This is a genomic window from Streptococcus sanguinis (assembly GCA_013378335.1).
Lineage (GTDB): Bacteria > Bacillota > Bacilli > Lactobacillales > Streptococcaceae > Streptococcus > Streptococcus sanguinis_I.
In genome coordinates this window covers 278,561-296,123 of the sequence record CP040556.1, presented here as the reverse complement: position 1 = coordinate 296,123, position 17,563 = coordinate 278,561, and the positions used below count along the sequence as shown (strand labels likewise).

The following is a 17,563-nucleotide window of genomic DNA, read 5'->3' as shown; positions in this document are numbered from 1 at the left end:
ACGACCTACTGCTAAAACGACAAAAGGAGAGAGCATCTGTTCTCTCCAACTTGCCGTAAAAGTATTTCTAGTAAACTTTGCTTAGCCTTTCTGTCCATAATAGGCATTAGGACCGTGTTTGCGCAAATAGTGCTTGTCCATCAGATATTTAGGTGCTGGCTCGACACGTGGATTAATCTGCTCTGTAAAACGTGCCATCTTAGCCACTTCTTCCAGTACAACACTATGATAGACTGCTTCTTCCGGCGACTTACCCCAAGTGAAAGGACCGTGGTTGCGCACGGTGACGCCAGGCACTGCCATTGGGTCAATGTCGCGCTCGCGGAAGGTCTCGATAATCACACTACCTGTTTCCAACTCATAGGCGCGGTTGATTTCATCCTCAGTCAGAGAACGAGCCGCTGGAATGGGACCATAGAAATAGTCCGCATGAGTCGTCCCGTAAAAAGGAATATCCCGACCAGCCTGAGCCCAGCCAACAGCCTCTGTCGAGTGTGTATGAACAACTCCGCCAATCTTAAGGAAGGCCTTATAGAGTTCCACATGGGTTGGAAGGTCAGAGGAAGGATTAAGCTCTCCTTCTACAACACGCCCGTCCAAATCTGTAACTACCATATTTTCTGGCGACAGCTTTTCATAAGGGACTCCGCTAGGCTTAATCACGATGTAGCCATCCTCTCGGTCAATCGCAGAGACATTGCCCCAGGTAAATTTGACCAAACCGTGCTGGGGCAGGGCTACATTGGCATCATAAACACGTTTTCTCAATTCTGGTAAGAGCATTACATCAACCCCGCTTTCTCAATGAGTGGATAGAGGAAGTCTTTGGCTTCCTGAATGGCTGCTTTTGTTTCTTCTACTGTCTCACAGTTTTCAGACCACATTTCGATAAGGAAAGGCCCCTGATAATTGGTCTGCTTGAGGACAGCAAACATTTCTTCCCAGTCAACGCAGCCCTTGCCAAAAGGCACATCACGAAACTGGCCTTTGGACTGCTCGGTCACGGCATAGGTATCTTTCAAATGTAGGGCTGCAATGGCTTGATGTCCCAGCAGAAACTCACTGTAAAGGTCATTGTGCCAGGCAGAGACATTTCCTGTATCCGGATAGACAAAGAGATAAGGCGAATTGATTTCTTTCGCGACAGCCAGATATTTCTCAATGCTGTTGATAAAAGGATCATCCATAATCTCAATCGCCAGCATGACCTGAGCCTGCTCCGCCCAATCACAAGCCTGGCGGAGGTTTTTCAGGAAGCGGGCACGAGTTGCAGGAGATTTCTCCTCATAATAAACATCGTAGCCTGCTAGCTGAATGACCCGTACTCCCAAGTCCTGAGCCAGCTCGATACACTGCTTCATAGTTTCCAGTGACTTAGCTTCCAGCTCTGGATCATTGGAACCCAGCGGGTAGCGCCGATGCCCGCTAAAGCATATGGTCGGAATGCGGACGCCGCTTTCATAAATGGCCTTTACTAACTCTAGCCTCTGCTCCTTAGACCAGGAAAGGCGAGCTAGACGTTCATCCGACTCATCCACCGACATTTCGACAAAGTCAAAGCCTAGTTCTTTGGCAAAAGCTAAACGCTCAGGCCAAGAAAAATGCTTGGGTGTCGCCTTTTCATAAATTCCAATTGGACGTGCCATGGCCTACCCCCAAATTCGCTTGATTTCATCTTTAAAGGCCCGCGCAGCAGCAGCTGGATCTTCAGCTTCGGTAATGCCGCGGCCGGCAATAAAAGTGAAGACATCAACTCCTTCAAAGAGTTTGAGCGTATCAATATTCAGACCGCCTGTCACTGATACACGGAAGCCCATCTCAATCAGTTTCTTGACCTTATTAAGATCCTTTTCTCCCCAAGTTTCCCCAGCCAAAAGAGCGTCGCGGGATTGGTGGTAAATAGCCTGCGAAATACCTGCATCCAGCCAAGTCTGAGCCTGTTCATAGGTCCAGTCTCCATAGAGTTCGACCTGAATTTCCCCACGTTGGCCGCGCTCTTCCTGAATAGCTTTCAAGGCTGCCTTCATGGTTGGAATAGTTGCTGAGCAGATACAGGTCATCCAATCTGCACCACGTACTGCATTGTTTTTAGCTACGGTTCCGCCAGCATCCGCACACTTGGTATCAGCCACGATGATTTTCTCTGGAAAAAGACTACGGAGCACTTCAACAAGCTCGCTTCCCACCTGCAAGAGACAGACCGTTCCTGCCTCAATCACATCTACTTCATGGCCGACAGAAACAGCAGCCTTGATGGCTCCCTGCAAATCCGAATGATCCAATGCTACCTGTAAATTTGGAATCTGTTTTGACATCTTTTTACCTCACTTCTTAGTTTCAATCATTTTCTAGTCTTTCTGAGCATCCATCAGGAATCCAGATCCAAGCCCTGCAAGTAAGGACTGTCCTTTGATTCCTCTATCAGAGCCAGCACTTCTTCATCACTCTTGCAAGCCTTAATCCGCTCAATGGAATTTTCCAGCTCAAAAAGTGCAATAATCTGCGGAATGGCCACGCTGGTATGAATCTTGGAGCTGGTAGCCGCCAAAGAAAGCAGAACACTAACCTCCTTGCCATCTGAAAAAGTGACTGGTTCTATCAGTGTGATCAGGGAGAAAGCGTCGCGATTAACCCCAGCCTCTGGTCTGGCATGAGGCATCGCCATGCCCGGCATGAGAATGTAATAAGGTCCATATTCTTCTGTCGAATCGACGATAGCATCGTAGTACTGAGGCTGAACAGCACCGCTCTCAATCAAGGGCTCTACAGCCAGTTTGACCGCTTCCTGCCAAGTTGCGGCTGAAAGACCCAAACGAATAGACTTGTTGTCTGTCAATGCTTGTTTTAAATTCATTTCTCTTCCTTTCATTAGATACAAGGGGCATCCTCAATCCTTTCCAGAATTTTAACCCCTGCTCAATCTCACAATAGATAATATAGGAAGGTGGGGCAGCCTAACCACCCCACCCTAACTGAGAACCCATCTTTATAGATAAAAATTCTTACAATACCTGACTTAATTTTTCAGTGATTTCCTTATCATCCATCAGGTTGTCCAAGCCGATTAATTTTCCATTGGTTCGGCCTTCCAATTCATGGATTAAATGCAGAGAAGCAATGACAATATCGTAGCCCGAAGCTAAGCTTTTAGCTTCTCCGACACTGCAAGAATTGACTGTAAAGTCTGTTTGTCCCAAATTACGAAGTGCATTTTCCACTTTCATTTTAATCACCATAGATGATCCCATGCCATTTCCGCATGCTGTTAATACTTTAACCATTTTAGTTTCCTCCGAAATCTTAAATCTTATTTTATAGTCATAGAAATTTAGTCTTCTGCCTGTACCTGACCTTGATAGTAGGCTTCCTTATCCTTAGCTCTAGCGAATTGCAGCTGAGGAATGAGCAGGAAGAAGAAGCAAACCAGAGCATAACCGATAATTCCCAGATATTTGAAGATGTAGCCAAAAACTAACCATGGAATTTCAAAGTCGATATTACCGTGATATCCGCCATAAGAAGCCAAGCCCAGCAGTGCCACGCAGAGAGCACCAAGGGCTACCTGCAGCACACCTGAAATAAATGATAGGACAAGGGCTGCTTTCCAGCCACCACGTTTATCGGCATAGACTGCAATCGCTGCATTGTCAAAGAAAACAGGAACGAAACCAGTGATAATCAGGATTGGATTTTTGAAAACAATCAATAGTACAATGGTAATCAGCTGACCAACCAAACCAAAGGCAAAGCCAGAGAGAACGGCATTTGGTGAGCCAAATCCATAAGACGCTGCCACATCCACCGCAGGGAAGGAACCTGGCAAAAGCTTGCTTGAAATACCTTGAAAGGCATTAGTCAGCTCAGATACGAACATACGCACCCCTTGCATGAGGATGAAGAGATAGACAGAGAAGGTAAAGGCTGTCTGAATGATATACATATAGAAGTCTTGCTTGGCAGGGTCAAATGGTGTACCTGTCGTGATAACTTCTTTGTTGGCCATAACATCTGGGCCCAAGACTAAGAGGATGGCACCGAAGAAGACTAGCATCAAAGTTGCAGAAGCAACAACTGTATCATGGAAGATAGACAGGAACTTAGGCAACTTCAGATTGTCCAGATTTTCTTCTTTTTTACCAAAGAAAGGAGCAACCTTATCAACAAACCAGATGGCAAATTGCTGCTGGTGGCCGATGGCGAAACCACCACCGCCAGTCAAACGCTGAGTAGCTTCGACAGTCATATTGGAGCTAACAGCCCAATAGAGACCACAGAGAAGGCCGATAGCCAAAGTTCCCCAGCTATTGCGCAGCTGCGGCACCAGCAAGAGCACCATCAGTGATACAGTAGCAGCCTGCTGAACCATGATATGACCAGTGATGAAGAGAGTCCGAATCTTAGTAACCTTACGGAAAGCTACTAATAGGATGTTGAAGCCAAAGCCGATCAAGAGAGCTGTTGTGGCTGTCCCAACAAAGCTTGGAAATTCTTCCGCAATCTTTGTATTCGCCGCTGTCAATCCAAAGTAAGGATCAATCACCGCCGCCCCGATTTTGAACTTAAAGTTCAGGGCTGCCAGAATTGGCCGGAAAGTATTCACCAGACCGGCTGCTCCGGCATTAAGAATCAAATAGCCGACCGTGGCTTTAATGAAACCGGCGAACACATCATGGGCCGGTTTCTTAAGCAATGCATAACCGATTAGCACTAAAAGGCCAACGAAGAAAGCTGGATTTTGCAGAATGTTCTGCGAGAACCAATTTAGAATATTAAGAAGGATATTCATGGTAACTCCCCTTTATTTTTTATTTTTCTTATTCTTATAGATTTATTATAAATCTTGAAAACGGTAACAAAAAGACCAAGAATTACACAGGTGACTGTTCACTCTTGGACTGTCAAAAAAATCTGCCCCTAAGGACAGAAAAAAGTAAGAAAGTGAGCATCGCTGCACCTAAGTTCGACGGCGCCGCTGGCTTGTCTCATGAAGTTTTTTCAGAACATAGTTTTCGCTACTACTCAAACTGCATCTATGCCTCTAAATTCGACGGCGCCACCGGCTTGTCTCATTAAGTGTTAGCAGAACCTAGTTCTCGCTACTACTCAAACGGCATCTTCGCCTCTAAGCTCTGCTTGACTCTGCGAGCCGGCAATCGCTAAAAAATTATCGGAACGTAGACTTCGCTTGCGCTTAGTCTGCATCAATGCCTCTAAATTCGACTGCGCCTCTGGCTTGTCTCATTAAGAGGCATAGAAAAACCCAGCTATCCAAATGGTTAGCTGGGTTAGGGTTGAGCTACATCATAGTTTTAGACTATCCTGCGGCCTTTTGATGAATGGTGATGCCATATTTTTCATGATTTTCTTCATACCAATTAATTAAGGCCATCGCAGTTTGATAAGTAATGTTCTTAATTTTGCTGGTCCCTTTAGTTAAGGTCAGGATACTCATCTTGCTGATGTTTGCATCCGTCGCTATTCGATAACTAGTTAAGGTTCCATTAACTAACAACTGAACAACAGCCTCGACTTTCCTATAGTCAGGCATGGTTGTAATATCCAACTTTTTCATAATTAAATCCTCTCCTAAAATTTAATTTACTAATCTATTATACACTTTTTTCTGACATTTACATATATAAAAACTTGAAAATTACAAAAAAATTAGAACATAATTCATTGAAATGTCAACTTTTCAAATTTTATAGACTTTTGAGAGTCTTTTGCCTCTATTAAGTAGAAAAATAAATCAACATTATCGTCTTTTGTTACTTTGTTAGCTCGTCTTTCCGTATTCCTGTTTTTTCCTCCATTTCCGTATAGCTAGACCGACTGTTAAATAAAGAATAGTCGGAATCATCCCCACTGAAAGCGAGAAGAGGAAAGCCTGATTTTTTTCTACCGAGACAAATCCTAGTAATAGTAAAGGATTTATAACTGCATCTTCCATAGTATGCATAATTACCAGCGGCCAAACAGATTTGGTAATTCTAAAAATCTCTGTATACATGACCGTCCAGCATGCAACAGTTATCATCCCGATAAGGAAAAATGTAAACCTTCCAACCGGCAAGGTATTTTGGATTTCTCTCTCAGACAGAAACTTCATAATGTAAGGCAGATGCCAAATCCACCAGATAAAGCCAACAAGTAGATATAGTTTTAAGTCGGATAATTTTAATTTGATTAATTGATTGGTAAGATATGCCCTCCAAACAGATTCTTCAAAAATATTTTTTATGAATTGAGTCCCTATCTGTGTTAGCAAGATTCCAAGATAGGCCGTGAACTCGACCTTCACATCTGTCACTCTGATGCCTTGTGTCATCAATCCCAAGAATATCACTATCATCGTAACAAGAGGGTAGACTAAAAAACTAACAAGGTATAATTTTTTATTATTTCCCAATTTGTAAAATTAAGCTAGACAGAAAAAGCCATCTATGTTAGGCTCAGATAAACACCACATTTGTCTGAAAGGAACTAACATAAATGACCTATACACATCTTACCACAAACGAGCTTGTAATGATAGAGGCTTACTACAAAGAAGGTATAAAAGTTACAGATATTCTAAAAGCTCTTGGAAGATCAAAACAGACCATCTACAATGTCATCAACTATCTGAAAGAGGAGCACTCTGCTTATGATTACTATAACCGATATAAAATCAATAAGAAACGCTGTGGCAGGAATAAAACAAGGCTTACACAAGCAGAAAAAGATTTTATCCAAACTCATTTAAATCTAAGCTGGAGCCTTGATGTCATTAAGGGAGCTTATCCAGATAGGATTTCTTGTTCTATGAGAACTCTCTATCGACTAGCAGACCGTGGTATTCTAAAGAAAGAGGATCTCCCTTGGAAAGGCAAAAGAAAACCAAATGGTCATAGCGAAAAACGAGGAAAACAAGCGTTTCGCAGAGATTTACGTGAGAGAGCAGCCATTTATCCTAATTTTAAGACAGAATTTGGTCATCTAGAAGGGGATACCATTGTTGGCGAGAAACACAAAAGTGCGGTTATTACTTTGGTAGAACGCCTCTCAAAAGCCATCATCACACTGAAAACTAATGGACGGAAAGCAAGTGATATTGAGGTTTCCATCAATCAATGGTTGTCTCAAGTCCCCAGCCATCTCTTTAAGTCGATAACTTTTGATTGTGGGAAAGAATTTTCTAATTGGAAGTCTATTTCGAATGCGCATGACATTGATATTTTCTTTGCGGATCCAGGCTGTCCTGGTCAAAGAGGCCTCAATGAACATTCTAATGGCTTATTAAGACGAAATGGATTACCGAAACAAATGGATTTTACTGCTATTTCTCAAAATTATTTATCAGCTATCGCTGATAAAAGAAATAGAATTCCTAGGAAATCTTTAAATTATCAAACACCATACCAAGTTTTTCTGAGTTACTTGAAAAGTCTAACTTAATTTGACAATTTAGGTTTTTAAAATTAATGGAAAACCCTGCCTCTTTCCAGCCGTCTCCGCCAAAGCTTCGAAGAAAGATGGTACAGATTAACGGAGCTACCAGCCAAATCAGCATCCCTAAAGAGCCGCTTCTTATCTCTGTTCCGATATTTCCGTAATGAGCTTAGCCGGTTACTTTATCAACAACATAACCAATCCAGCCACATAGGGTGCTGAAGAATGCAAAGATAATGACATTGCGCTTAATTGTAGTTATGGACTGTTTCATAGCAGTCTCCTTTCGTCAAAAAATTGTTCATCTCTCTTGTTTTAAATCCTTCTGTCTCTTGACACTGGCCGCAATAGCCCGAAAAATGGTAGGGTAGGGACGTTTTTTTGTCTGGTTGAACGTACCTGTTACAAAGACATCCTTTTCTGGACAATAAAAGGCGAAACTTCCTGTTATCCCACTATGACCGCGAATTTCATGCGCGCCACCGAAAAAGAGAGACATGAAAGAGCTGATTGTCAGCTGCATCATACCGCTGCCATACTTAAGAGGGCGGAATTGAATAGGGCGAAAAGCCGGCTGCTGAATATGGGACTTTGCAAACAATCTGCCAGTAAAGAAAGCACGGATAAAGGTCATTAACTCCCTGTTAGTCGCCACAATACCGCCTTGGTAGACTTGACTGGAAAGATAGGCTTGAAAAGCTATAGTTTGCTGGCCATTGTATAGGGGAGCAAGTTTCTCATGGCCTGTCGCCCAATGGGTCTGACTAAGCTGAGGCGGCTGGCAAATGATGTGTTCTAATAGTTGCTCAGCGGTCTGGCCAGTCACTGTTTCAGCCATTTTTCCTAAGAGCATAGCATTGATATCAGCGTAGTAGGCTTTATCTCCATCCAGACATAATCTAGCTGGCAATTCTGCTATCATTTCCAGGGCTTCTTCAAAAGCTACCCGCCAATCGGCTTTGTACAAGTCATCTATCAAAACCTTACCATTTGTTTGACGATCCATTTCATAATTCGGAAAGCCGGATATTTGATCTAGTAGATGTCGTACAGTGACCTGCTCAGCTTGAGGCAAATGCTTGGTCACTTCTGGCGGTAAAATATCCGTCAAGCCTGTATTATAGGTCAGCTTTCCTTGGTCAATCAGTTGGAAAACAATCGCATCAGTATATAACTTGGAAATACTGGCAATGGCAAAAGGCGTGTCACTCGTCATCTGTCCCTTGTTTTCTTCCAAATAGAGTTGATCCCCTTGATAGGCTAATATACTGGCTTCATAAAGTTGCCTGCTTTTTAGAAAAGTTGTCATTGCTGCTTTCCTCCAAATTGTCTAAATTTTTCCTTGAAAATCCTAAAGCATGCGAGCCTAATCTCTTATTTGAGAGAAGCTAGGTTGATTCGAGTCATCGACTGCTTCGGCAATATCAAAACTTTGTTTCATTTTACCAATACTTCCTAAGCAATCCTGGCTTTTCATCAGCATCAGATTTCAATGTTTTTATATACCTAATAGTAACATTTCTTTTAGGTGTTGTTAAGAAGGGGTTAGTTGAGATTTTGGAATAAATCCTAATTAATTTCCAGAAAGGGGATTTATTTGGAATTCCTACTCAACAAAAAAGACCTGCCTTCATCTAAGAAGGAGGTCTTTGAAAACTTAATTGACTTAGTAAGCTTTATTCTGCCTGCTTGTCTTCTTCAGATGCGGCAGCGCCTTTTTCCCGGATAACCAAGACACCATCTTCCAAATCGGCCGTCAAGTGCTTAGCATCTAGATTATCCAAGTGGAAGTCAGTCACCTTGTCACGAATTTGCTGCTCGATGACACGACGGAGCGGACGAACACCCATGACCTGGTCATAACCAGCATCGCGCAGGAATTCCTTAGCTGCATCAGATACTGCCAGATCAATTTCTTTCTTGCTCAAGGTTTGATTTACTTCAATCAGCATGAGATTCACAATCTCCATCAAATCTTCTTTCTTGAGATGAGAGAACTCAATAACTGCATTGAAACGATTGAGGAACTCTGGACGGAAATAAGCTTTGAGTCGATCCATCAGATCAGGCTTTTCTGCATCCTCTTCCAAGCCTGCTTCATAGCCAAAGCCCGCATTGGAAGTTGCAATGATAACCGTGTTCTTGAAGTTGACTGTATTCCCTTGACCATCTGTCAAACGACCGTCATCCAGAACTTGAAGGAGAAGGGTAATCACCTGTGGATCCGCCTTTTCAATCTCATCCAAGAGGATGATAGAGTAAGGATTGCGGCGCACACGCTCAGTCAAGGTATTGCTGTTATCATCATAGCCGACATAGCCCGCAGTGGTACCAATCAGCTTGGAAACGGCAGTCCGGTCGGAGTATTCAGACATATCCAGACGGATGATGGCTTCCTTGGTACCGAACATATCTAGAGCCAGTTGTTTAGCAAGCTCAGTCTTTCCGACACCTGTCGGACCAACGAAGAGGAAGCTTCCGATTGGACGGTTGCCTTCATCAAAGCCTGCACGGTTACGGCGGATAGCCCTAGCCACAGCTTCTACAGCCTTGTCTTGGCCGATAACTTTGGCTTTGAGACGGTCATTCATGCCCTTGAGGCGCTCAATGTCGCTGGCACCCATCTGAGATACCGGCACTCCCGTCATCCGCTCAACAGACTCTGCTACATCGTTGATCGTAGCCGTTACCTTCATGTCCTCGGTGTGGTTTTGAATTTTCTTTTCCAGCTCTTCAATGCGGGTCTTGGCATTCAGAGCTGCTTCATAATCTTCTTTTTCAACAGCTGCTTCCTGCTTGTCTTTTTGCTCAGCAATCTCATGTTCAACCGCATGAACATCAGTTACTGGATGCTGGGCTGCCAGGTGAGCTGCCGTCACGTCGACCAGGTCAATCGCCTTGTCTGGCAGGCTCCGCTGTGGAATATACTGAACAGAGTAGTCCACAGCTGCTTTCAGCACCTCATCCGGCAGGATGACATTGTGGTGCTTTTCGTACAGGTCCCGAATACCTCGAAGGATCTGATAAGTATCTTCGGCAGACGGTGCATTGACCTTGACTTCATTGAACCGGCGAGCCAGAGCTGCATTTTTGAGAATGGTGTTACGGTACTCGTCCTGAGTAGTAGCCCCGATAATGGTCAGCTCACCGCGAGAAAGTGCTGGTTTGAGAATATCCGCCATGCCCTTAGAGCCACTATCTCCACCGATAGATCCTGCTCCTAGGATTTGATGGATTTCATCAAAGAAGAGGATAATGTTGCCGGCTTCCTTGACTTCATTGACCAAGTTTTGGATATTTTCTTCAAAGCTACCACGATATTGAGTACCAGCTTCTAGACCAGAAATATCAACAGAAATAATCTCCTTGTTCTTGATGGCCGCTGGCACATCACCATTGACGATAGCCTGAGCCAATCCTTCTACGACAGCTGTCTTTCCGACACCTGCATCTCCGACCAATACAGGATTATTCTTAGTCCGGCGGGAAAGGATTTCAGCAGTTTCTTGGATTTCCTTATTGCGCCCAATGACTGGATCTAACTTACCATCACGCGCTTCTTGGGTCAGATTGCGACCTAGCTTAGCCAGGATACCATCCTGCTTAGGTCCCTGAGCAGCAGTCTGGCTAGTCTGCTCACCTGCTCCTTGACCGGGGAGCTTGCCAGTAGCCCGATACTGAGCAAACTCTTCCGGTGTGACCTCTCTACCATTAATCAAGTAGCGCCGGTGTTCGCTGTTGTAGCCGCCCATGCGCCCCATGAGTTGGTTGAAAAGGTCGTCCATATTGTTAAAATTGTTGTAGTTGTTGTTCATAGCATTGCCTCACTTTTCTTCATTTTTCGCTTTACATAATTTTTACTTTTACCAAAGTTCCAGATAAGAAATCTCTTCCTTATCTACTATAAATATTCATTTGGGAGATCTTCTCCTATCTATTATTTTACATAACTTATCTGATTCCCAAAAATCAAGACTGAGTCAGCCTCTACTTTTATGAGTGAATTAGATTCCTTTCAGAAGAAGATGATTTTACATAATTTTTAATCCTCCCAAAAATAATTGCCTTACGGCTGTATTCATACCTTCTGATTAAATTTACGTAAACTTTTTTGTTTACAGTTGTAATTTTACCATGACAGAATTTATTTGTCAATAGATTTTACATAATTTTTTAAAATAAATTTACAGTTGTAATCAAAATTTTCGTTTAGATCCTTTTCATTCCTATAAAGACGATTTATTATAATAAAAATCTGGACACAATCCAGATTTTTAAATCATATACTCTACACTATAGCTGGCATCCGACAGAATGCGGGACAGAAACTGTTTGGTCCGCTCTTCCTTTGGACTGCTGAAGAATTCCTGAGGAGGATTTTCTTCGACGATGTGACCTCCGTCCATAAAGATGACATGGTTGGCCACATCACGGGCAAAGCTCATCTCATGGGTCACAACGACCATGGTCACTCCCTCTTGAGCCAGCTGTTTCATGACGCTGAGAACTTCACCGACCAATTCCGGATCTAGAGCCGAGGTTGGTTCATCCAGCAGGATGACATCTGGCTTGACAGCAATGGCACGGGCAATTCCAATCCGCTGCTGCTGACCGCCTGATAGCTGAGAAGGATAATAGTCCTTGTAGGCCAAAAGGCCCACGCGCTTCAAGGACTCTTCCGCAATCTCAAGCGCTTCTTCCCTCGGTATCTTACGAGCGATTACTAAGCCCTCTAAGATATTTTCAAGGGCCGTTTTATTGGCAAAGAGATTATAATGCTGGAAGACAAAGGCCGTCTTTCTACGAATTTCCAAAATCTCCTTTTTGCTGAGCTTAGCCAAATCATAGTCCTTACCAGACAAAGTCAGCTGGCCGCTATCCGCTTTTTCTAAGTGATTCAGACAGCGCAGAAATGTTGTTTTCCCAGAGCCTGAGGGTCCCAGAATAACCACAACATCGCCTTGATTGACCTTGAGACTGACATCTGCCAGCACCTGGTGCTCTCCAAATCGTTTGGAGATATGTTTTACTTCTAACATAATCTTTCCTTCCTAAGCAAGAGCGTAGCGCTTTTCCAAGCTCCTAAAAATCCACTGAATCAAGCCACAAATAATGAGATAAATAACAAAAATCACCAGGTAAGACTCTGAATACTGGTAAGAATGGGAGGCCTCTATCTTAGCCAAGGCTGTGATATCCTTGACAGTCATGACAAACACCAGCGAGGTTCCCTTGACTAGATTGATAACCAGATTGGCCAGATTAGGCAAGGCAGAGCGCAATGCCTGAGGAAAAACAATTCTCCGATAGGCTTGAAAATTCGTTAAACCAATCGCTTGAGCCGCCTCCAACTGCCCTTTATCCACTGTCAAAATGGCAGAGCGCAGTATTTCCGACAAACTCCCTGTTGTCATCAGGCTATAAATAATGAAAGCATAGTAAAGCGGATTGAACTTAAAGACGTCTACCTGACTACCCAGACTTTTGAAAATTTGATTCAGTAAGCTTGGAAAAAGACTGTAGAAAAAGAGAATGAGCAAAATAGGAGGCGTCGCCCGAATGAAGGCCAGATAAACCACCGAAAAGGTCCGCACACCTCGAACTTTATAAATCTGTCCCAGAGCTAGAAGCAGAGCTGGAATAAAGCTGAGCAGAATAGCCACCACCATAATGATTAAGGTTACCGGTATGCCTTTCAACGTTACCAGAAAGGTATTTACAATATAATTCAAATCCATGCTTTACCTCTCCTTGACTGTCAGACTTTTTTCCAGAAGCTGGGAAGCCAGCGAAACCACTAGGGCAATCCCCCAGTAAATCAAGGCCACCGCTGTATAGGTTTCTAGGGAATAATTTCCCAGATTACGGCTGATGAGATTTTGTCCTGCTCCCATGACATCAACAGCCCCAATCGTATAAGCCAGCGCAGCATCCCGCATGAGATTAAGAAGGGCAGTAGTCAGATTGGGCAGGGCGATGCGAAAAGCCTGTGGCAGGACGATACGCAGAAAAGTCTGCGCCGGTGTCAAGCCAATACTGAGACCTGCCTCAGTCTGTCCCTTGGGAACAGCAAGATAAGCTGCCTTGAAGACTTCCGCAATCATGGCCGCAAAGAGCAGAATCATGGTGATGATGACAAACACAGTCCGCGACCAATTATTGATATCCAGCCCCAGCCACCATTCTAAAAACTCTGGAATGCCATAAAAAACCAAGAAAAGTAAGACAATAGGCGGTGTACATCTAAGAATAAATATATATCCTCTAGCCAGACCAGCAAAAGACTGCTCCTCAGCAATCTGAGCCCAAGCCAACAGACCACCCAGCAAGGAGCCAATCAATGCTGTCACAAACATAATCCATAAAGTGGTCGGCAGAGCCTGCAGCAGACTAGGCAGCAGGCCAAAGACACGGGATAAGTCATACGAGACCATAATTTTCTTCTCCTTCGACAGTGATTAGATAGAATAAGCTTCTCTTGGACGGGCGCTTTCAGATTGGAGCAGCCATGCTCTCACCTAGCTATCCTCTTTGAAAATTCCTTCAAACAGCATCAAGGTCAGCTTGGAACTCTCCAGTTCTTTATTCAGCTAGCTTCTCAGTCAGCCTTTGATTTTCCGTGATCAGCAGACAGCAGCCACTAATCCTTGTCCACATAAGAGAAGACATCTTCTCCGAAATACTTCTCCGATAGTTTAGCCAAGGTTCCGTCTTTTTCCAGTTCCTTAATTGCCTTCTCGTATGCCTTGGCAAATTCTTCATTTTTTTCGTTTTTATGAAGCAGGGGATAGGTCGGAATCCCCTTGTAAGGGAACCAAGTCAGTTGATCCGCATACTGATGGTAAGAACCTTCCTTGTCTGTCACAGCTTTTTCAAAAGACAGCTTGATGTCAAAGAAAGCATCGTAGCGCCCTTCCAGAACCCAAGCATAAGCATCAGCTACCTTGAAGGACTCTGCTGCAGTCAAATCAATAGGAGCACCGCTATGCTTTTTGTTATACTCTTCGATAACGGCCCATTGAGCATTCTGCGGAGAGATTGGTACCAGCTTACCCTTTTCCTTGGCAAAATCATCAATAGTTTTGTATTTTTCAGCATCTTCCTTGCGGATAGTGAAACCGATAATGCTAGCCCCGATTGGGCTTTCTGGAATGATGAACTTCTTCGCCCGCTCTTCGGTGTACCATGCTCCCTTGGTTCCAATATCATATTTCCCAGATTCCAGACCGACTAAGAGATCTTCATCACTGGTACCAGTATATTCAAACTGATAGTCTGGCAGCTTCTCATCAATGGCCTTGAGAACAGCAACCTCATAGCCATCTGATTCGCCTTTTTCATCCACAAAGTCATAAGGAACATAGTTCTGTGTATGTGCCACTTTCAAAGTTGTGACCTTGCCACTGCCTGATGCAGAGCTGCTCGTCTTGCTAGATGAAGCCCCCGTCAAGGTCCGACCCAAATAAGTTGCCGCTACAATAGCAATCACTGCTGCTCCACCAATAATCCATTTTTTCTTACTCATTCTTTCGTCTCCTTTTTATGATAAGCTTGCTGCTTGACGAACCCACTGAATCCGCTCTGCCTTAATGTCGCTTGGAATAGTACAGTCAGCCCCGATAATCAAAGCGTCCTTGCCAGCCTCTGCTATCAGCCGCTTGGTCTCGTCTTGAATAGCCGCTTGACTGCCCGTGTAGAGCAGACCGTCCTTGCCATTTTCAAAACCACCCAGAACAGTCCGGCCGCCAAACAATTTCCTGCCCTCCGCTAGGCTGATGCCTTCTGGCCCTACTGCCCAGTTGATGACTTGAGCTGGATAATCTGTGAAAAGATGAACATCGTTTCGCGCGCCTTCGTAGCCACAAATGTGCAGGATATTCACTCCGCCAGCTGCGCTGGCTGCTTCCAGCATCGCCAATTCACTAGGAGCAATAAAAGCCTTATAGTCTTCAGCAGACACCCGTGCATCCTGAATGCTCTGAACGCTGAGGTAGATTCCATCCGCACCAGCTTCCTTGATAATCCGCTCTGTCAGAGTCGCAATATCTTGAGCAATCACATCCAGCACCCGCTTCGTGAGTACCGCATCCTCCGCCAAGAAATCTGCAATGATGTCATCTCCACCGGCAACCTTGCCGACCAACCATTTGAAATAGGTCACTGGCGCAAAAATATTGTAAATAGCGACCAAGTCCTCTGTAAAGCTAGCCTTAATCTTCTGAACCAGCTCCACCTGCTCACTAATCCAAGGGTGGTCAGCACCTAGCGGCTCAATATCTGCCAACTCCTTGATAGATTGGACTTTTTTCAAGCGCTCGTTAGGATAAGCAAAATAACCATCACTCATCAGCTTGATAAAGTCTGGCTCGACTTCTGCCAGAAAAGCTTGATGACCTGCCAGATTTTTCTCAATAATGGCCTGATTTCCAAAACCTGCCAGCCACTCTTCCTCGCTGGTAAAATGATGCCAGAAACCAACTGGCACTCGGTCAACGGGCTCTCCTCTGAAAGCCTTCAGTACTAATTCTCTTTTTGAAGTCATCTTCTCTCCTTTTTTATTGTTCCTATCTAGCCAATGAGTTGTTTTTTAGCTTTTTAATTAGGCTAATTCATCTTTTTAAGTAAAATTCTAATCCGACAAGAGCAGAGCCGCGATATCATTGGGCTGCATCAAGCCAGTTGACTGCTCTGGCAGTTTCTTGAGCACCTGCAAGTCATCTTCTTTTTTGTCTGAAGACTGATAAGCATAAATCTGACTGATGCACAGAAAGCTTCCTATTATCAAGAATATCAGAGCAAGAGCAGCAAGCCGTTTTTGATACCAGTTCATCTATCTTCCTCCTTGAAAGAGTTGAAAATTGCTCTTTATCGCTTTGCTGAGTCCGTCAGAACTGACTAGCTGCCTGACGAATCCAGTCCAGTCTTTCTGTTTCGAAATCATCTGGTACTGTGCAGTCAGCCCCTAGAATCACTCCCTGACTACCAGTTTCAGCCAGCAGTTGCTTGGTCTCAGCCTCTAATTCTGCACGACTGCCGGTATTTAGAAGGGCCGCTCTGCCATTTTCAAAGCCGCCCAGGACAGTCTGACCGCCAAAGAGCTTGCGCCCTTCCACTAAGCTGACCCCCTCATGATGGGTTGCCCAGTTAAAGACTTGAGCCGGATAGTCTTTGAACAGTTCCAAATCATTGCTGGCCCCTTCAAAGCCACAGATGTGGAGAATATTCTGACCGCCAGCCGCATTGGCTGCAGCCAGAACCTTGACCGTACTAGGCTCAATATAACGACGATAACTAGCCCCATCTACTCGGCCGTCTTGGACTTGCTGGGTACTGAGATAAATCCCCTCAATGCCCGCTTCCTCAATGATGCGTCTAGTCAAAATAGCAATATCACCGGCAATGACATCTAGAACATGTCCTGTCAGCTCGGGATCCTCTGCTAGAAAATCTGCAATTTCTCTATCTCCTCGCGATCCTTCCCTGCGGAACCAGCGCTTGAAATAGGAGACCGGCGCAAAGATATTGTAGAAGGAAGCGAGGTCCTCCGGATAGCTTTCTTTCACAGCCTTCACCATCTCAATCTGCTGCTCAATCCAAGGATGATCCTCACCGATAGACTGAATAGCTGCCAAGTCCCGAATGGACTCAATATGATCCGAATAAAGCTCGCTGGGATACTTAAAGAAACCATCGCTCATAATCTTGACAAAGTCTGGCCGTGCAGCTCGAACATAAGCAGCATGCCCCTCAACACTTTTATTGAAAATCACAGGATTGTTCAGGCCCAGCATCTTTTCCTCTTGGCTTACAAAGTGAAACCAGAATCCAACAGGCACTCGGTCAACTTCTTCACCCCGAAAAGCTCTTAGCACTAATTCTTTCTTGCTGACCATTGCTTCCTCCTTCTTTGAATTTGTAATATATCATACCATCCTCTTTTTCTCCTGGGAAATATATTTTCCCTATCAGCCTGATTAAAAATATTTATCAAAGCAAAATAAAAAAGCTAGACTAAGCTAGCTTTTTCAAGGCTTTTCAGACTCTGCTGAATAAACTTATTTTTTGTACCCTTTTTAGATAAGTACCATATATATTTTCTATAGACGAGATAGGTAATCTTTATAGGCAAAGC

General features: G+C 44.1%; 18 protein-coding genes and 1 pseudogene. 1 reads left to right on the top strand and 18 read right to left on the bottom strand.

The window, feature by feature from the left end; all coding sequences use genetic code 11:
• Positions 1-81: 81 nt before the first annotated feature.
• From FFV08_01640 to FFV08_01605, 8 genes are all read right to left on the bottom strand, one after another.
• Complete coding sequence (locus tag FFV08_01640; GenBank protein ID QLB51494.1) at positions 82-783, bottom strand: L-ribulose-5-phosphate 4-epimerase; 702 nt, start codon at positions 781-783, stop codon at positions 82-84.
• Positions 783-1,646, bottom strand: a complete 864-nt coding sequence (locus tag FFV08_01635; GenBank protein QLB51493.1) for an L-ribulose-5-phosphate 3-epimerase — start codon at positions 1,644-1,646, stop codon at positions 783-785. The genes FFV08_01640 and FFV08_01635 overlap by 1 nt, the downstream gene beginning before the upstream one ends.
• 3 nt (positions 1,647-1,649) lie before the next feature.
• Complete coding sequence (locus FFV08_01630) at positions 1,650-2,315, bottom strand: 3-dehydro-L-gulonate-6-phosphate decarboxylase (protein QLB51492.1); 666 nt, start codon at positions 2,313-2,315, stop codon at positions 1,650-1,652.
• A 53-nt stretch (positions 2,316-2,368) separates the two neighbouring features.
• Entirely contained in the window at positions 2,369-2,854 is a 486-nt protein-coding gene (locus tag FFV08_01625; GenBank protein QLB51491.1) for a PTS ascorbate transporter subunit IIA, read from the bottom strand.
• 148 nt (positions 2,855-3,002) lie between these two features.
• Positions 3,003-3,281, bottom strand: coding sequence for a PTS sugar transporter subunit IIB (locus FFV08_01620; GenBank protein ID QLB51490.1), 279 nt, complete (start codon positions 3,279-3,281; stop codon positions 3,003-3,005).
• Between the two features lie 47 nt (positions 3,282-3,328).
• Entirely contained in the window at positions 3,329-4,786 is a 1,458-nt protein-coding gene (locus tag FFV08_01615) for a PTS ascorbate transporter subunit IIC (protein QLB51489.1), read from the bottom strand.
• 528 nt (positions 4,787-5,314) lie between these two features.
• Positions 5,315-5,572, bottom strand: coding sequence for a hypothetical protein (locus FFV08_01610; protein ID QLB51488.1), 258 nt, complete (start codon positions 5,570-5,572; stop codon positions 5,315-5,317).
• Between the two features lie 204 nt (positions 5,573-5,776).
• Positions 5,777-6,352 (bottom strand): CPBP family intramembrane metalloprotease, encoded by a 576-nt coding sequence (locus FFV08_01605; GenBank protein ID QLB53256.1) that lies wholly within the window; start codon positions 6,350-6,352, stop codon positions 5,777-5,779.
• Between the two features lie 140 nt (positions 6,353-6,492).
• On the opposite strand from FFV08_01605, the gene FFV08_01600 reads away from it, so the two are divergent.
• A complete protein-coding gene (locus FFV08_01600) occupies positions 6,493-7,437 on the top strand; it encodes an IS30 family transposase (GenBank protein ID QLB51487.1) in 945 nt (314 codons plus the stop codon).
• A gap of 13 nt (positions 7,438-7,450) precedes the next feature.
• Here FFV08_01600 and FFV08_01595 read toward each other — a convergent pair.
• From FFV08_01595 to FFV08_01550, 10 genes and pseudogenes are all read right to left on the bottom strand, one after another.
• A pseudogene (locus tag FFV08_01595) lies at positions 7,451-7,705 on the bottom strand (hypothetical protein).
• A 27-nt stretch (positions 7,706-7,732) separates the two neighbouring features.
• On the bottom strand, positions 7,733-8,740 hold the full coding sequence (locus FFV08_01590; protein ID QLB51486.1) for a beta-lactamase family protein: 1,008 nt from the start codon (positions 8,738-8,740) through the stop codon (positions 7,733-7,735).
• Between the two features lie 367 nt (positions 8,741-9,107).
• A complete protein-coding gene (locus tag FFV08_01585) occupies positions 9,108-11,246 on the bottom strand; it encodes an ATP-dependent Clp protease ATP-binding subunit (protein ID QLB51485.1) in 2,139 nt (712 codons plus the stop codon).
• 459 nt (positions 11,247-11,705) lie between these two features.
• On the bottom strand, positions 11,706-12,470 hold the full coding sequence (locus FFV08_01580; protein ID QLB51484.1) for an amino acid ABC transporter ATP-binding protein: 765 nt from the start codon (positions 12,468-12,470) through the stop codon (positions 11,706-11,708).
• Positions 12,471-12,482: 12 nt separating this feature from the next.
• A complete protein-coding gene (locus FFV08_01575) occupies positions 12,483-13,169 on the bottom strand; it encodes an amino acid ABC transporter permease (GenBank protein ID QLB51483.1) in 687 nt (228 codons plus the stop codon).
• A gap of 3 nt (positions 13,170-13,172) precedes the next feature.
• A complete protein-coding gene (locus FFV08_01570) occupies positions 13,173-13,865 on the bottom strand; it encodes an amino acid ABC transporter permease (GenBank protein QLB51482.1) in 693 nt (230 codons plus the stop codon).
• A 206-nt stretch (positions 13,866-14,071) separates the two neighbouring features.
• Positions 14,072-14,956, bottom strand: a complete 885-nt coding sequence (locus FFV08_01565) for a transporter substrate-binding domain-containing protein (GenBank protein QLB51481.1) — start codon at positions 14,954-14,956, stop codon at positions 14,072-14,074.
• A 15-nt stretch (positions 14,957-14,971) separates the two neighbouring features.
• Entirely contained in the window at positions 14,972-15,973 is a 1,002-nt protein-coding gene (locus FFV08_01560) for a uroporphyrinogen decarboxylase (GenBank protein ID QLB51480.1), read from the bottom strand.
• Positions 15,974-16,060: 87 nt separating this feature from the next.
• On the bottom strand, positions 16,061-16,261 hold the full coding sequence (locus FFV08_01555; GenBank protein ID QLB51479.1) for a hypothetical protein: 201 nt from the start codon (positions 16,259-16,261) through the stop codon (positions 16,061-16,063).
• A gap of 55 nt (positions 16,262-16,316) precedes the next feature.
• A complete protein-coding gene (locus FFV08_01550; GenBank protein QLB51478.1) occupies positions 16,317-17,324 on the bottom strand; it encodes a uroporphyrinogen decarboxylase in 1,008 nt (335 codons plus the stop codon).
• Positions 17,325-17,563 lie beyond the last annotated feature (239 nt).

Coding starts and splice junctions, on each gene's coding strand:
- FFV08_01640 (QLB51494.1), bottom strand. CDS start 783: ATGCTCTTACCAGAATTGAGAAAACGTGTTTATGATGCCAATGTAGCC.
- FFV08_01635 (QLB51493.1), bottom strand. CDS start 1,646: ATGGCACGTCCAATTGGAATTTATGAAAAGGCGACACCCAAGCATTTT.
- FFV08_01630 (QLB51492.1), bottom strand. CDS start 2,315: ATGTCAAAACAGATTCCAAATTTACAGGTAGCATTGGATCATTCGGAT.
- FFV08_01625 (QLB51491.1), bottom strand. CDS start 2,854: ATGAATTTAAAACAAGCATTGACAGACAACAAGTCTATTCGTTTGGGT.
- FFV08_01620 (QLB51490.1), bottom strand. CDS start 3,281: ATGGTTAAAGTATTAACAGCATGCGGAAATGGCATGGGATCATCTATG.
- FFV08_01615 (QLB51489.1), bottom strand. CDS start 4,786: ATGAATATCCTTCTTAATATTCTAAATTGGTTCTCGCAGAACATTCTG.
- FFV08_01610 (QLB51488.1), bottom strand. CDS start 5,572: ATGAAAAAGTTGGATATTACAACCATGCCTGACTATAGGAAAGTCGAG.
- FFV08_01605 (QLB53256.1), bottom strand. CDS start 6,352: ATGATAGTGATATTCTTGGGATTGATGACACAAGGCATCAGAGTGACA.
- FFV08_01600 (QLB51487.1), top strand. CDS start 6,493: ATGACCTATACACATCTTACCACAAACGAGCTTGTAATGATAGAGGCT.
- FFV08_01590 (QLB51486.1), bottom strand. CDS start 8,740: ATGACAACTTTTCTAAAAAGCAGGCAACTTTATGAAGCCAGTATATTA.
- FFV08_01585 (QLB51485.1), bottom strand. CDS start 11,246: ATGAACAACAACTACAACAATTTTAACAATATGGACGACCTTTTCAAC.
- FFV08_01580 (QLB51484.1), bottom strand. CDS start 12,470: ATGTTAGAAGTAAAACATATCTCCAAACGATTTGGAGAGCACCAGGTG.
- FFV08_01575 (QLB51483.1), bottom strand. CDS start 13,169: ATGGATTTGAATTATATTGTAAATACCTTTCTGGTAACGTTGAAAGGC.
- FFV08_01570 (QLB51482.1), bottom strand. CDS start 13,865: ATGGTCTCGTATGACTTATCCCGTGTCTTTGGCCTGCTGCCTAGTCTG.
- FFV08_01565 (QLB51481.1), bottom strand. CDS start 14,956: ATGAGTAAGAAAAAATGGATTATTGGTGGAGCAGCAGTGATTGCTATT.
- FFV08_01560 (QLB51480.1), bottom strand. CDS start 15,973: ATGACTTCAAAAAGAGAATTAGTACTGAAGGCTTTCAGAGGAGAGCCC.
- FFV08_01555 (QLB51479.1), bottom strand. CDS start 16,261: ATGAACTGGTATCAAAAACGGCTTGCTGCTCTTGCTCTGATATTCTTG.
- FFV08_01550 (QLB51478.1), bottom strand. CDS start 17,324: ATGGTCAGCAAGAAAGAATTAGTGCTAAGAGCTTTTCGGGGTGAAGAA.